A 13879-nucleotide genomic window follows, 5' to 3' on the forward strand; every position below is an offset into this window, starting at 1 on the left:
TATTAGTGCAACAAACGCCCGACCAAGCATGCTAGTTTCGGCCCATGACGCCACCTGACCTGAACCTGCTGATCACCCTGGACGTGCTGCTCGCCGAAGGCAGCGTGACGCGCGCGGCGCAGCGTCTGCACCTGAGCCCCTCGGCGATGAGCCGGGCCCTGGCACGGCTGCGCGAGACCACCGGCGACCCGCTGCTGGTGCGGGCCGGGCGTGGCCTGGTGCCGACCCCGCGGGCACTGGAATTGCGCGAACGGGTCGGGCAACTGGTGGACGACGCCCAGGCGCTGCTGCGGCCAAGTCAGCTGGTGGACCTCGGCCAGCTGTCGCGCACCTTTACCCTGCGCAGCCGTGAAGGCTTTGTGGAAAACTTCGGCCCTTCGCTGATCGCCCGGGTCGCCGAACAGGCGCCGGGGGTGCGGCTGTATTTCATGCCCAAGCCCGACCAGGACGACAACGCCCTGCGCGACGGCACGGTCGACCTGGAGACGGGTGTGGTGGTCAGCAGCCTGGGGCCGGAGCTGCGCACCCAGGCCTTGTTCCGCGACCGTTTTATCGGTGTGGTGCGGATGGGCCATCCCCTGAGCCAAGGGGCGCTGACCGTGGAACGTTATGCGGCGGGCCGGCATATTGGGGTACCGCGCCGCGGCCAGGTCAGGGGCGCGATCGACCAGGCACTGAGTCCCCTGGGCCTGGAGCGCGAGATCGCCACCCTGGTCGGCAGTTTTTCCAGCGCCCTGGCCCTGGCCCGCGCCAGCGACCTGATCGCCAGCGTGCCCGAACGGCACACCGGCCTGCAGCGCGCCGGCCTGTTCAGTTTCCCGCTGCCGGTGGCGACGGCGGAGTTCTCCGTCTCCCTGCTCTGGCACCCACGGTCCCAGGCCGACCCGGCGCACCGCTGGCTGCGCGGTCTGGTGCGGGAGGTTTGCGCGGAGGAAGGTTGACCGCCGCAGCTCGTGTAAGCACAGGCAGTGATCACCCACTGCCCTGGGTCCCAAAGCGACCAGGCCGGTGTAGCGATCTGCGACTCACCCGACCAACCGATACCCGCTTAGTGAAATTTACCCACAAAGGTTAAAGTAGCCTGGCAAATACCCGGGCCGAATCAGTGGCTCCTTGGTCAAGGGCGCGCTCACTGGGCACGGATAGCAGGTTTCTCCATGTGTTACATGACCATCATCAGTACCACCTCGGACCGGGACCTGACCCCGCTAAATAGCCACTTGCTGCAATTTTCACGGGAGATGCCGCAGATACCCGAGGAGTCTTTCTTGAGGTATCCAAACCGGTGGTTTCTGGGCTCGCGGGATGGCTGCAGCTGTGCCTTCCGGCACCTCGGCCGCGGCAGCACGCATCTCGGTTTCGCCGGCCCGGAGGACTGGTGGCCGGAGGAGCCAGACGAGCTGGAGGCGACCCTGCAGATCCATGCCGCCTTTACCTCGATCGTCAGCACAGGTCAGGCGCTCGATTGTATTGACGCCTGGACCTCTGATCAGTTGGATCCACAGCTCGCGGGCGAACTACGGGTCAACCTCGCACAGATGCCGGCGTCGAGCTTCCGGCTGTTTGCTGATCATCGTTTCGAGCTGACCCACCAGGACTGACCCGCCAGATACGTCCTACATATGCTGCAGAGGTACTGACCCCGATGGAACGAGCCGGGTGCGGATCGGGAACCAGCTCTGGATTGGCATGCATTCGGGAGTGGCCGTGGTCACTGACCGCGGTTACGCAGGGGCCGAAAGTTGGTTCTACGGTCAATAAGCCAGGGCGACTCGCGGGCAACGCACGCCCTACGACTGACCCCGGCCACGCTTCGCGCCTGTGGGAGGCCCGCCCCCGGGCCGAAGCGTGCTCTTTGCGCCACGGATAAAGAAACGTTCCTCTTCGCCGGCGAGTGCGTTTGTGACCGCTGAAAGCAGTCCCTGTACAACACCAACGACGGCCCCCAGACGTTGGCTCACGACCAGGCGCATGCGTGCGGCAGATACCCCTGGCGGCAGGCCACCGTCTTTACGCGAGACGGAAGAGCAACGACCCATAACAAACCAAGGCGGCTCTTGAAGTAATTCTATATCCTTTGCACTTGCGCTCTTACCAGGCGCACTTAGGAGCGCTCTCAAAACCATCACCCCCTACAAATGCCGAACATTCCCAGCCCAGGCTAACCCATGAACAAGATATTAACGCTTATATTTTCCTGCATGTTCTGCTCGAACTTATGCGCCGGCGCTGTCGAAGACCAACTGCTGGCCAATAACCTGACGCTAAAAGCGCCGCCAACAGGCGGCATAACGGGCAGTCGGTTTGATAAGTTCAACTCTTACAGCGTGATCAAGTCTGGCGATGGTTTACAGATTGCCGCACGTCCTAAACATGCGGTTGCCGAAGAGCCAGTCAGCTTTACTATGAATGGCTATCGTTTGGAGGGTATCAATCGCGGTGAATGGGGCGGTCAGCTGAGCTTGACGGGGCCCGATCAAATTCCCGTGATTCTGTCGAATGAAAATATCGTCACTATATTTCAATATCAGGACGCCATTTATATCCTTAGTGGACTGGCGCACATGGGCGCAAACAATGGGACACTGTACACCCTGAAAAACATAGAAACCCGACCCACACTTGAAACCGTGACCCTACTGCCTTCGGCACCCATCACTGTTACGACAAGCGAACAAGCAATATATATATTGACCTATGATGGTTTGGTTAGCATAGATCATGCCGATAAAACGCCCACCATGCGCATACTGGTACATAACGCGCCCTGGGAACGCTTTGCACCGAACAGCTTGGTGCGGATCGGAAACCAGTTCTGGATTGGCATGCATTCGGGAGTGGCCGTGGTCACTGACCGCGGTTACGCAGGGGCCGAAAGTCGGTTCTACGGTCAATAAGCCAGGATGACTCGCGGGCAACGCCCGCCCTACGACTGACCCCGGCCACGCTTCGCGCCTGTGGGAGGCCCGCCCCCGGGCCGAAGCGGGGATCAAAAGGCACTGTTACCGCAGCGCGCGCTCAGGTTCAATAGGCCGCTTACCTACCCTCTCCTTTTTCAATCCCGGTTGGCGCCATGAGCGATATCAACGACGAACTGGTGCACGCGGCCATCCAGCTACTGGGCAACCCGGCGATCGGCGATCAGCAGATGGAACAGTCCATGCTCGCGCTCGCCGGTCAGCCCGGCCTGGCCCAGCGCCTGTTGGATGTGATTCCGGAAGGCTTTGGTCTGATCCTCGCGGCGCATATCGCCGGCGGTGACAAACTGCAGTTGCCCACGACCTTTTCAGTCAAGGATGCCCTGGACAATTGGGTTGAAATCCCTCTGCGCGACGAGCCCATTTTTGCGTTTGCCGTGCAGGCGGCGCAGCATATTTTTCACCACGGCCCGCGCTCGGTCTTCCAGACCGTGACCGATCGAAGCGCCACAGTGGCAACCATCAATAACGCCCTGAATGCCGGTGGCTCGCTTGTAGATGCCAAACTGGGCCTGAGCCTCCTGAATATTCCGGCCGAAACCTACCTGACGCACCGCCCAGCCGCCCCAACGAGGCAATAATGACGTCCACTCGAGAAAAACTGGCACTGGCCGTGGGCCTTATCTGCGCCGTAGTCGCAGCGGTAATTCCGCTGCTGACCGCGCCTCAATTTCGCAGCGTTTTCGAGGCGTTCCACGCCGAGCTGCCACTGCTGACCCGGTTTTTTATCTACTACACCCAGGGTCTTTGGCTGCTGTCCGCCGCGGTGATCGGCGCCTGGCTGTGCTGGCCGCAACCTACCCAACGGGCGACCGCGGTGGTATTGATCGGTGTCGGTGGCCTGGGGCTGCTGACCCCCCTGTATATTTATGCCATGTACCTGCCCATTTATAATCTGGGGCAGTAGCGCCTGCCGGGCGACCACGTCACTCGAGGCGCCAGCCCCACTCCCTGCCGAGGACACTATGAGCCGCTACCCCGACGCCATCGATCCATCTCGGGTTGGCGAATACCCCGCCCAGACCAAGTCCGGTGGCGGCCACTTTTATGACGAGGTGCTGGAGTACCGGGTCTGGTGTCGCCCGGCCTGGGGCTCGCCGGACCTGCATGCGGGCGATGTCTACTACCACGCCTTCGCCACCTACGCCCAGGCACTCGACTTCGCCAAGACCACGCCTGGCGCGGAAGACCCGCTGGTGCTGGTTCGCCAGTTGGAATGGATCAACGAACCCGAACCCCTCCAGTACAGCCATGAAAAAGGCGAGCGTCTGACCGAGTGGCGTGTGGAATGGCTGCTCGATGGCAAACGCACGGAGAGTTCGATTGCAGCGCTACTGGCCGGGGATGGGGCCCCGCGTTCCTCGATCGAAGATGACCCGTACTACCCGCTCTAACTCCACAAAAGCAACGCCCTCACCCCAACCCTCTCCCGCCGGGAGAGGGGGTGGCCCGCGGCGCGCCCGCTATCTACCCGCTGATCACGCACGCCAAGCCAACGCCGCTGCCGCTCTTGCCCCTCGCCTCACTTCAGCCCCAGGGGATGTTTGCCCTAAAAAAGGGACCCCATGGGCTATCCGCACCCTTCTGGTTCAGTGCCGGGCCGCCGGCTGGGCCCGTGGTGGGACGTGGCTGGCACCCACTGCACGCCCACCAACCGCCCCGCAGCCCCCCTGCAACGGGCGCTGGCGAGCGGCCGGAGCCCTGTAGCGACGGCCTGCGGCAAGACTGGCATGCAACCTGCTAACTCCCTGTTGTCTCCTGCCGACTTGCGCGGCAGGACTTCCCGCGTGGTCACCGCCGACCACCCGCCTGACCAGGCGCGGGACAGGTGAACCGGGCAGCGCGGCCCAGGCCTTCACCTCCAGATTCTGCTCAACACCAGGCAAAGGCGCCTGGAGCTGCTAGACGGCTCCAGGCGTTTTTTTTGTTTCTGTTTTTTTGCTGGCCATGCCCCAGCAGCGGCTCCGACTGAGGAAAGGCTATGAACGCTATCGTCACCCCGATCAAAAGCGAAACACTGATCGTCATCGGCAACGGCATGGTCGGCCATCACTGTGTCGAGCAGCTGATCGAGCAGGGCGCACTGGCCCGCTACCAGGTGCATGTGTTCGGCGAAGAGCGCCAACGCGCCTACGATCGGGTGCACCTCTCCGAGTACTTCGGCGGCCGCGATGCCGAGTCCCTGGCCCTTTGCGAAGCCGATCTGTATGGGCGCCACGGCGTGCAGCTGCACCTGGGCGAGGCGGTGCTGGAAATCGACCGTGCGCGTAAGGAAGTGGTGACCGGCAATGGCCGTTATGCCTACGACCGCCTGGTGCTGGCCACCGGTTCCTACCCGTTCGTGCCGCCCATCCCGGGCGCCGAAGGTCATTCGCGCCTGGTCTACCGCACCCTCGACGACCTTGACGGCATCCGCGCGGCCGCGGCCAACGCCCGCCGTGGCGTGGTGGTCGGCGGCGGCCTGCTCGGCCTGGAAGCGGCCAACGCGCTCAAGTCACTGGGCCTGGAAGCCCATGTGGTCGAGTTCGCTCCGCGGCTGATGCCGGTGCAGCTGGACGCCGAGGGCGGTGCCGCCCTGCGGGCACGGATCGAGGCCCTGGGCGTGGGCGTGCACCTGGCACGCGCCACCCAGGACATCGTCCCGGGCGAGGACTACGCCTACCGAATGAACTTCAACGACGGCGAGTTCCTCGAGACCGACCTGATCGTGTTTTCCGCCGGGATCCGTCCCCAGGATGCCCTCGGTCGCAGCGCCGGCCTGGAGATCGCCGCACGCGGCGGGGTGGTGATCGACAACGACTACCGCACCAGCGACCCGGACATCTTCGCCATCGGCGAGTGCGCCTCGTGGGGCGGTATGATCTTCGGCCTGGTCGCCCCCGGCTACAGCATGGCGCGCAACGTGGCGGCCTTGCTGACAGGCAGCACGCACCAGCCGTTCGGCGGCGCCGACATGTCGACCAAGCTCAAGCTGCTGGGCGTCGATGTCGGCTCGATCGGCGACGCCCAGGCCACCACCCCGGGCGCCAAGAGCTACCGCTTTATCGACGAAGCCAACGCCAGCTACCGGCGCCTGGTGGTCTCGCCCGACGGCAAGCAGGTGCTCGGCGCGGTGCTGATCGGCGACAACAGCTACTACGATACCCTGCTGCAATACGCACAGAACGGCATCGCCCTGCCCGCCGACCCCTCGGGGCTGATCCTGCCGGCCAGCGGCGGTGCGCCCAGCCTGGGCGCCGACGCCCTGCCGGACAGCGCGACCATCTGCTCCTGCCATAACGTCAGCAAGGGCGCGGTGTGCTGCAAGGTCGAGGCCGGTGTCACCGACCTCGGCGAGCTCAAGGCCCAAACCAAGGCCGGCACCGGCTGTGGCGGCTGCAGCGCCTTGCTCAAGCAGGTCTTCGAGCACGAACTGAGTGCCCGCGGCGTGGCGGTCGACAAGAGCCTGTGCGAACACTTCGCCTATACCCGCCAGGAGCTGTACGCCCTGGTGCGGGTCGAAGGCCTGGTCAGTTTCGAGGCGTTGCTGAGCAAGCACGGCCGCGGCCACACCGGCTGCGATATCTGCAAACCGGCGGTGGGCTCGATCCTGGCCTCGTGCTGGAACCGTTCGATCACCGACCCGTCGCTGGTGGCCCTGCAGGACACCAACGACACCTTTATGGCCAATATGCAGAAGAACGGTACCTACTCGGTGGTGCCGCGCATCGCCGGTGGCGAAATCACCCCGGACAAGCTGATCGCCCTGGGCGTGGTGGCGAAAAAATACGACCTCTACACCAAGGTCACCGGCGGCCAACGCATCGACCTGTTCGGCGCCCAGCTGCACCAGCTGCCGGACATCTGGAGCGAGCTGATCGATGCCGGTTTCGAAACCGGCCACGCCTACGGCAAGTCGCTGCGCACGGTGAAGTCCTGCGTCGGCAGCACCTGGTGCCGCTACGGCGTGCAGGACAGCGTGCAGATGGCGCTGACCCTGGAGGACCGCTACAAGGGCCTGCGCGCACCGCACAAGATCAAGTTCGGCGTCTCCGGCTGCACCCGTGAGTGCGCCGAGGCGCAGAGCAAGGACATTGGCGTAATCGCCACCGAGAACGGCTGGAACCTCTATGTCAGCGGCAACGGCGGCATGCGCCCGCGCCACGCCGAGCTGTTCGCCACCGACCTGGACGACGCCACGCTGATCCGCACCATCGACCGTTTCCTGATGTTCTACGTGCGCACCGCCGACAAGCTGCAACGCACCTCGGTCTGGCGCGAAAGCCTGGAAGGCGGCCTGGACTACCTCAAGGCGGTGATCCTCGACGACAGCCTGGGCCTGGCCGCCGAGCTGGAGGCGCAGATGCAGCTGGTGGTCGACCGCTACGAGTGCGAATGGGCCAATGCCCTCAAGGACCCGGAGAAGCTCAAGCGTTTCCGTACCTTCGTCAATGACGGCCGCGGCGACCCGGACATTCACTTCGTCAAGGAGCGCGGCCAGCGCCGGCCGGTGCACGCCGGCGAACTCCACCTGATTCCCGTAACCGAGGAGGTGCTCTGATGAGCCAATCAAACGTTGTGCGTGCCGCATCCCGCCCAGCCGCGCCAGCCGCCTGGCGCCCCCTGTGCAAACGGGCAGACCTGGTGGCCAACTCCGGGGTGGTGGCCTGGTTCGAGGGCGCGCAGGTCGCGCTCTTCCACCTGCCACACACTGCAGAGGGTGAAAAGCTCTACGCCACCGACAACCGCGACCCCAAATCGGGGGCCAACGTGATCGGCCGTGGCCTGGTCGGGCACCTCAAGGGCGACCTGGTCATCGCCTCGCCGCTGTACAAACAGCATTTCCGCCTGGAAGACGGCAGCTGCCTGGAGTACCCCGAGCAGCGCCTGCGCGTCTGGCCGGTGCGGCTCAATGGCGATGCCGTGGAGATCGGCGTAGTCGCCTGACACCTGCCCGCGCCCCACACGGGTGTGGGCTCACCTTGTGCCATACGGTTACCCGGCTGCCCCTTCGCATCCGGGCGGCCCCTTGTTGCCTGCCTGACACTGAGAATCCTTATGTCCTATCTGGTCCCTGCGGAATTCGTCACCAAGATGGTGGACGCCGGCGAGTCGAAGATCTTTATGTCGACCCGCGACACCCTGATTCGCGCCTTTATGGCCGGTGCGATCCTGGCCTTGGCCGCTGTGTTCGCCGTGACCGTTACGGTGCAGAGCGGCTCGCCGCTGCTCGGTGCCGTGATGTTCCCCGTGGGTTTCATCATGCTCTACCTGATGGGCTTCGACCTGCTCACCGGGGTGTTCGTCCTCACCCCGCTGGCCCTGCTCGACAAGCGCCCGGGCGTGACAGTGGGCGGCGTACTGCGCAACTGGGGCCTGGTGTTCGCGGGTAACTTCGGCGGCGCACTGCTGGTGGCCTTTATGATGGCCTTCGTCTTCACCATGGGGTTTTCCACGGAACCGGGGCCGATCGGTGAAAAACTCTCCGGCATAGGCGAAGCCCGTACCCTGGGTTACGCCCAGTACGGCGCGGCCGGCTGGTTCACCATCTTCCTGCGCGGCATGCTGTGCAACTGGATGGTGTCCATGGGCGTGGTCGGCGCGATGATCTCCACCACTGTCAGCGGCAAGACCATCGCCATGTGGATGCCGATCATGCTGTTCTTTTTCATGGGCTTCGAGCATTCGGTGGTGAACATGTTCCTGTTCCCGGCGGCGATGATCATGGGCGGCGACTTCTCGGTCATGGACTACATGCTCTGGAACGAGATCCCCACCGCCTTGGGCAACCTGGTGGGCGGCCTGGCCTTCACCGGCCTGACGCTCTACACCACCCATGTGCGCACCGCGCCCAAGCGCTCGTTTAACTGAACGCCGCGCGTCTAACGGAACACCATGGCCACTCGGTTGAGCGTCTCGCTGGGGCAATTTTCGGACAAGGGCCGCAAGGCGCTTAACCAGGACTTCCACGGCGTTTACCTGCCGAAAGAGCCGCAATTGAGCGCCAAGGGCATCGCCCTGGCCCTGGCCGACGGCATCAGCAGCAGCGATGTCAGCCAGATCGCCAGCGAAACCGCGGTCAAGGGTTTCCTGGAAGACTACTTCTGCACCAGCGACGCCTGGTCAGTGAAAAAGTCCGCGCAACGGGTGCTGGTGGCGACCAACGCCTGGTTGCATGCGCAGACACAACGCAGCCAGTATCGCTTCGACAGGGACCGTGGCTACGTGTGCACCTTCAGCGCCCTGGTGCTCAAGGCCTGCACGGCCTACCTGTTTCATGTCGGCGACACCCGGATCTACCGCTGGCGCGCGGGCCAGTTGGAGCAACTGACCCAGGACCATCGGATCTGGATCGCCCAGGACAAGAGTTACCTGGGCCGGGCCCTGGGCATCGATTCGCAGCTGGAAATCGACTACCAGGCGCTGCCGGTCGAGCCCGGCGATATCTTTCTTCTGGCCACCGACGGGGTCTACGAACACGCCAGCGACGCCTTTATCGGCGCGACCCTGGACGCCCTCGGCGATGACCTGGACGGCGCCGCCCGACGTATCGTGATGCAGGCCTACGACCAGGGCAGCAGCGACAACCTGACCCTGCAGATCCTGCGGGTCGACAGCCTGCCCGCGGTGCAGGTGGATGAGCTGCACCGGCAGGTCCAGGCACTGCCGCTGCCACCGCCGCTGGATGCCCGTAAGCTGATCGACGGCTACCGCATCCTCCGGACGTTGCATGCCAGCAGCCGCAGCCACGTCTACCTGGCGCTGGACGAGGCCAGCGGACAAACCCTGGTGCTCAAGACGCCGTCCATCGACCGGCAAGACGACGCGGCCTATCTGGAGCGCTTCCTCGCCGAGGAATGGATCGCCCGGCGCCTCGACAGCGCCCATGTGCTCAAGGCCTTGCCGCTGACCCGCCAGCGCAGTTACCTGTACAGCGTCAGCGAATATATCGAGGGCCAGACTCTCAGCCAATGGATGGTCGACCACCCGCACCCCGAGCTGGAAACCGTGCGCGCCATGGTCGAGCAGATCGCCCGTGGCCTGCAGGCCTTCCATCGCCTGGAAATGCTGCACCAGGACCTGCGACCGGACAATATCCTGATCGACCGCAACGGTACGCTGAAGATCATCGACTTTGGCTCGACCCGGGTCGCCGGGCTGGTGGAGATGGCCGGGAGCTCCGCAGACTGCGAGCTGCTGGGCACCGCGCAGTACAGCGCGCCGGAGTACTTTCTCGGCGAAAGCGGCACGCCACGCTCGGATTATTTTTCCTTGGGGGTGATCGCCTACCAGATGCTCTCGGGCCAGTTGCCCTATGGCGCCGAAGTGGCCAGAACCCGAACCCAGGCCGCCCAGCAGCGGCTGGACTATCAGCCGTTGCGCGATGCCCGGCGGGCCCTGCCGGCCTGGATCGACGACGTGCTGAAGAAAGCCGTGCACGTCAACCCACTCAAGCGCTACGGGGAATTGTCGGAGTTCGTCTTCGAGTTGCGCCAACCGAACCAGGCCTTTCTCAACAAGACCCGCGCGCCTCTGCTGGAGCGCAATCCATTGCTGTTCTGGAAGGGCCTGTGCGTGGTGCTGGCTGCGGTCATCGTGGTGTTGTTGGCGCGCTGAGGCGGTGGAAAGCGCACGCAGTATCGGCCCGGGGCAGAGACCCTGCGGTATGCTTGCGGCTGGCTATCCTTGGCGAGGCATCCCCCCTGAAGCCCTTTTGGTTATCGCTCCTGTCCCTTGGCCTGTGGCTGCTGTCGGGTAGCGCCACGGCTGAGCCCGTCTGCGCTGACTTTTTGCAAGCGCTTGGCCAAAAACCGCCGGGTCTGGAGTTTATCGAATGCAGCGCAGGCCACGACGCGCAACTGCGGGCGCTGATCGCCACCTACCGGGTACGCGGCGCCCAGGCCGAACAGGTCGAGCACCAACTGGTGCGTGACGCCCAGTTACCCCCCCTGCGCTTTGCCTGTTGCGGCTGGCACGCCTTCCCCAGGGATGATGGTCAGTTTCGCGGCAGCTTGCCTGGGCCGCAGGAGCGGCCGTATCAGGTGAGCATGGCGTCCGAAGAAACGCTGATCAGGGAACGCAACCAGTGGGGCGCCATTCCGTGGTTCTATGTCACGCTGATCCTTGACCTCGAAGATCCCTGAGCGGAAGAGGATCCTAGGGTTTACGCGGCCGATCGGTCCTGGTCGACTTTTGCTTGGGCGCCCGAGTCGATGACGGCGAACTCGGCCGGTCGGCAGGGGCAAAGCTGTCATCGTTGGCGGCGCGGGTAGAGAAAACGCGGGTGGCTGTGCTCATCATCAAGTCCTCTGGGTGCAGAGGTTCGAGCCGGCCCAACCGGCAGGGTTCAGCCCCGCGGACGATCGGTCGGTGCCCCCGCGAACCCGAGGATCAACTCAGTCGTCGCGGGTCAGGACTTCCAATAGCTCGATCTCGAAAACCAGGTTGGAATGCGGCTTGATATGCTCGCCCATCTGTCGCTCGCCATAGGCCAGGCGCGCCGGCACAAAGAGTTGGCGACGGCCGCCGACACGCATGCCCATCAGGCCCTGGTCCCAGCCCTTGATCACCCGGCCGGTGCCGATGACGCATTGGAACGGCTTGCCACGGCCATGGGACGAATCGAACAGCGTGCCGTCCTCCAGGGTGCCGCGGTAGTGCGTGGTGATCAGGGCGCCCTTGACCACCACCTTGCCGTCGCCCAATTGAAGGTCCACTACCTGCAGTTCGTCGCTCATTGCCGCCTCGTATCAGTCGGTGGCCGCTGGTGCCGGGCCGGTGCAGCCTTTTCTCAGGAAATCCCGCGGCTGGCAACCGCTACCCGTTCCGGTGACCGTAAACAGGCTCAGGCGCCGCGGCTCGGTTTGGCCACGGGGGCCTTGGCGGGCGCGGTCTTGCGCGCCGTGCTCTTGCGCTTTTTTTTCCAGGGCGCGCCCGCGCGGCCGGCCGGGGTCGCCGGACCGCTGATGGTCAGGCTCATGCCCTGGCAGCGCTGCACCTGCTTGCTCATCCAGGCGGTCTGTTTGGCGACGAAGTCGTCCAGGCTCATTTCACCACTCTGCACCATATCCAGCGCCTGCTCCCAGATGGCGGTGGTGCCCGGGTCGGCGATGGCCCTTGGCACGGCATCGATCAGGCTGCAGGCCGCCGGGGTCGCGCCCAGGGCCTTGCCCTGCTTGAACAGGTAACCGCGGTCGAGCAAGCCCTGGATAATCCCGGCACGGGTCGCCTCGGTGCCGATACCGGTGGTGTCCTTGAGTTTTTGCTTGAGGCGCGGATCGTCCACCAGCTTGGCGACATTTTTCATCGCCTTGATCAGATCGCCCTCGGTGTAGGGTTTGGGCGGCTGGGTCCACAGGTCCTTGAGCAGCACCTCCCCGACGCCGCAGTCCTGGCCGTCCACCAGGGCCGGCAAGCACTGCGCCGGCACGGCCTCGCGGCCCTTGGTCGGCCCCACGGCCTCGGGCAGCGCCCGACGCCAACCCGGCTCGACTATGACCTTGCCCGTGGCGCGCAACGCTTGCCCGGCGCAGTCGAAGTCGGCCTGGGTGCGGTCGTATTCGTGGTTGGGCAGGAACTGCGCCAGGTAACGGGCGCGGATCAGGCTGTACACCGCCAACTGCCGGCCCACCAGGCGATTCAGGTCGACCGCCGCCGCGGTCGGGATGATGCCGTGGTGGGCACTGACCTTGGCGTCGTTCCAGGCCCGCGAACGCCGCTGCGCTTGAAGATGTGGCATCAGCCCGGCCAGGCCCGGGTCAGCGCGCCCGAGGGCCGCCAGCACCTGCGGCGCCTCGCCGTGCTGGCTCAGGGGCAGGTAGCCGCAGTCGCTGCGCGGGTAGGTGATGACCTTGTGGGTTTCGTAGAGCGCCTGGGCGATGTCCAGGGTTTCCTGGGCGCCGAGGCCAAGCTTCTTGGAACAGATTTCCTGCAGGGTACCCAGGTCGAACAGCAGCGGCGGCGCTTCGCGTACCCGTTCGGTGCGCACCTTCAGCACCCGGGCGCTGGCGGCAGCCGCCATGGCTGTCGCCGCCTGTTGCGCCAGCGCCGGGTTCAGGCAGCGGCCCTGCTCGTCGCAGGCGTCTTCCGGGCCTCGCCACTGGGCCGTGAAGGCCGTTCCCGAGGCCAGCAGCGTGACATCGATAGCCCAATAGGCAACGGGCACGAAGGCCGCGATGCTGCGATCGCGGTCCACCACCAGACGCAAGGTCGGCGTCTGTACCCGCCCCACCGGTAGCACGCCTTGATAGCCCGACTGACGCCCCAGCAAGGTGAACAGCCGGCTCATGTTCATGCCGATCAGCCAGTCGGCGCGGGAGCGGCCAAGCGCGGAGTGGTAGAGGCTGAACGTCTCTGCACCCGGTTTGAGCGCCGCCAGGGCCTTGCGGATCGAGGCATCGTCCAAGGCCGACAGCCACAGCCGTTGCACCGGACCGCGGTAACGGCAGTGGTCGAGCAACTCGCGGGCGATCATCTCGCCTTCGCGATCGGCGTCGGTGGCGATGACCAGCTCCCCCGCCTCGCCGAGCAAGCGCTTGACCGCCTTGAACTGCGCCGCCGTGCGCGGTTTGACCAGCATCTTCCAGCGCTCGGGCACAATCGGCAGGTCGGCCAACACCCAACGCTTGTACCGCGGGTCGTAGGCATCCGGCGGCGCCGTCTCGAGCAGGTGCCCGATGCACCAGGTCACCGTCACTCCACTACCCAGCCAGCAGCCGTCGCCGCGCCGGCTGGCGCCGAGCACCTTGGCGATGTCCTTGGCTTGGGAAGGTTTTTCGCAAAGAAAGAGCCGCATGGCCGCCATCGAAAGTTGCTGTCGAGATTCACCTAGCATGGCTACTCAGCGCCCATCAGGCAACAAAAAACTGTACACATATACAGTTAAACCCACCAGAATCGCTCTAAATCCGGGATTGACGGCC

The 13879-nt window shown here is 64.6% G+C and carries 13 protein-coding genes; 11 read left to right on the top strand and 2 right to left on the bottom strand.

Annotated features, from left to right (window positions below):
• The first annotated feature begins 44 nt into the window (after nt 1-44).
• The 11 genes from ABWY06_RS16835 (at nt 45) to ABWY06_RS16885 (ending at nt 11101) form a co-directional block, all read left to right on the top strand.
• The gene (locus tag ABWY06_RS16835) at nt 45-941 is read left to right on the top strand and encodes a LysR family transcriptional regulator (protein WP_353926720.1); all 897 of its coding nucleotides are present in this window, start codon (nt 45-47) and stop codon (nt 939-941) included.
• 225 nt (nt 942-1166) lie between these two features.
• Complete coding sequence (locus tag ABWY06_RS16840) at nt 1167-1601, top strand: hypothetical protein (protein WP_353926721.1); 435 nt, start codon at nt 1167-1169, stop codon at nt 1599-1601.
• A 567-nt stretch (nt 1602-2168) separates the two neighbouring features.
• A complete protein-coding gene (locus ABWY06_RS16845) occupies nt 2169-2897 on the top strand; it encodes a hypothetical protein (protein ID WP_353926722.1) in 729 nt (242 codons plus the stop codon).
• Nucleotides 2898-3097: 200 nt separating this feature from the next.
• Entirely contained in the window at nt 3098-3559 is a 462-nt protein-coding gene (locus tag ABWY06_RS16850; RefSeq protein WP_353926723.1) for a hypothetical protein, read from the top strand.
• Nucleotides 3559-3885, top strand: a complete 327-nt coding sequence (locus tag ABWY06_RS16855) for a hypothetical protein (RefSeq protein WP_353926724.1) — start codon at nt 3559-3561, stop codon at nt 3883-3885. The genes ABWY06_RS16850 and ABWY06_RS16855 overlap by 1 nt, the downstream gene beginning before the upstream one ends.
• 58 nt (nt 3886-3943) lie before the next feature.
• On the top strand, nt 3944-4372 hold the full coding sequence (locus ABWY06_RS16860; protein WP_353926725.1) for a hypothetical protein: 429 nt from the start codon (nt 3944-3946) through the stop codon (nt 4370-4372).
• A 587-nt stretch (nt 4373-4959) separates the two neighbouring features.
• Nucleotides 4960-7518 carry a nitrite reductase large subunit NirB gene (gene nirB, locus ABWY06_RS16865; RefSeq protein WP_353926726.1) on the top strand — a complete coding sequence of 853 codons (2559 nt, stop codon included), beginning with the start codon at nt 4960-4962 and terminating at the stop codon, nt 7516-7518.
• The gene (gene nirD, locus ABWY06_RS16870) at nt 7518-7904 is read left to right on the top strand and encodes a nitrite reductase small subunit NirD (protein ID WP_353926727.1); all 387 of its coding nucleotides are present in this window, start codon (nt 7518-7520) and stop codon (nt 7902-7904) included. The genes nirB and nirD overlap by 1 nt, the downstream gene beginning before the upstream one ends.
• 111 nt (nt 7905-8015) lie before the next feature.
• Nucleotides 8016-8828 carry a formate/nitrite transporter family protein gene (locus ABWY06_RS16875; RefSeq protein ID WP_353926728.1) on the top strand — a complete coding sequence of 271 codons (813 nt, stop codon included), beginning with the start codon at nt 8016-8018 and terminating at the stop codon, nt 8826-8828.
• 24 nt (nt 8829-8852) lie between these two features.
• Nucleotides 8853-10574, top strand: a complete 1722-nt coding sequence (locus tag ABWY06_RS16880) for a bifunctional protein-serine/threonine kinase/phosphatase (RefSeq protein ID WP_353926729.1) — start codon at nt 8853-8855, stop codon at nt 10572-10574.
• Nucleotides 10529-11101 carry a DUF4952 domain-containing protein gene (locus ABWY06_RS16885; RefSeq protein ID WP_353926730.1) on the top strand — a complete coding sequence of 191 codons (573 nt, stop codon included), beginning with the start codon at nt 10529-10531 and terminating at the stop codon, nt 11099-11101. Before ABWY06_RS16880 ends, ABWY06_RS16885 begins: the two co-directional genes overlap by 46 nt.
• Nucleotides 11102-11353: 252 nt before the next feature.
• Here the strand turns inward: ABWY06_RS16885 and ABWY06_RS16890 are convergent, their stop codons facing one another.
• On the bottom strand, nt 11354-11695 hold the full coding sequence (locus tag ABWY06_RS16890; protein WP_353926731.1) for an FKBP-type peptidyl-prolyl cis-trans isomerase: 342 nt from the start codon (nt 11693-11695) through the stop codon (nt 11354-11356).
• Nucleotides 11696-11802: 107 nt separating this feature from the next.
• Nucleotides 11803-13752, bottom strand: a complete 1950-nt coding sequence (locus tag ABWY06_RS16895; protein WP_353926732.1) for a DNA topoisomerase III — start codon at nt 13750-13752, stop codon at nt 11803-11805.
• Nucleotides 13753-13879 lie beyond the last annotated feature (127 nt).

This window comes from Pseudomonas sp., from assembly GCF_040514055.1.
In the GTDB taxonomy this organism is placed as follows: domain Bacteria; phylum Pseudomonadota; class Gammaproteobacteria; order Pseudomonadales; family Pseudomonadaceae; genus Aquipseudomonas.

Coding starts and splice junctions, on each gene's coding strand:
- ABWY06_RS16875 (WP_353926728.1), top strand. CDS start 8,016: ATGTCCTATCTGGTCCCTGCGGAATTCGTCACCAAGATGGTGGACGCC.
- ABWY06_RS16860 (WP_353926725.1), top strand. CDS start 3,944: ATGAGCCGCTACCCCGACGCCATCGATCCATCTCGGGTTGGCGAATAC.
- ABWY06_RS16890 (WP_353926731.1), bottom strand. CDS start 11,695: ATGAGCGACGAACTGCAGGTAGTGGACCTTCAATTGGGCGACGGCAAG.
- ABWY06_RS16855 (WP_353926724.1), top strand. CDS start 3,559: ATGACGTCCACTCGAGAAAAACTGGCACTGGCCGTGGGCCTTATCTGC.
- ABWY06_RS16880 (WP_353926729.1), top strand. CDS start 8,853: ATGGCCACTCGGTTGAGCGTCTCGCTGGGGCAATTTTCGGACAAGGGC.
- ABWY06_RS16840 (WP_353926721.1), top strand. CDS start 1,167: ATGACCATCATCAGTACCACCTCGGACCGGGACCTGACCCCGCTAAAT.
- ABWY06_RS16845 (WP_353926722.1), top strand. CDS start 2,169: ATGAACAAGATATTAACGCTTATATTTTCCTGCATGTTCTGCTCGAAC.
- nirD (WP_353926727.1), top strand. CDS start 7,518: ATGAGCCAATCAAACGTTGTGCGTGCCGCATCCCGCCCAGCCGCGCCA.
- ABWY06_RS16835 (WP_353926720.1), top strand. CDS start 45: ATGACGCCACCTGACCTGAACCTGCTGATCACCCTGGACGTGCTGCTC.
- nirB (WP_353926726.1), top strand. CDS start 4,960: ATGAACGCTATCGTCACCCCGATCAAAAGCGAAACACTGATCGTCATC.
- ABWY06_RS16895 (WP_353926732.1), bottom strand. CDS start 13,752: ATGCGGCTCTTTCTTTGCGAAAAACCTTCCCAAGCCAAGGACATCGCC.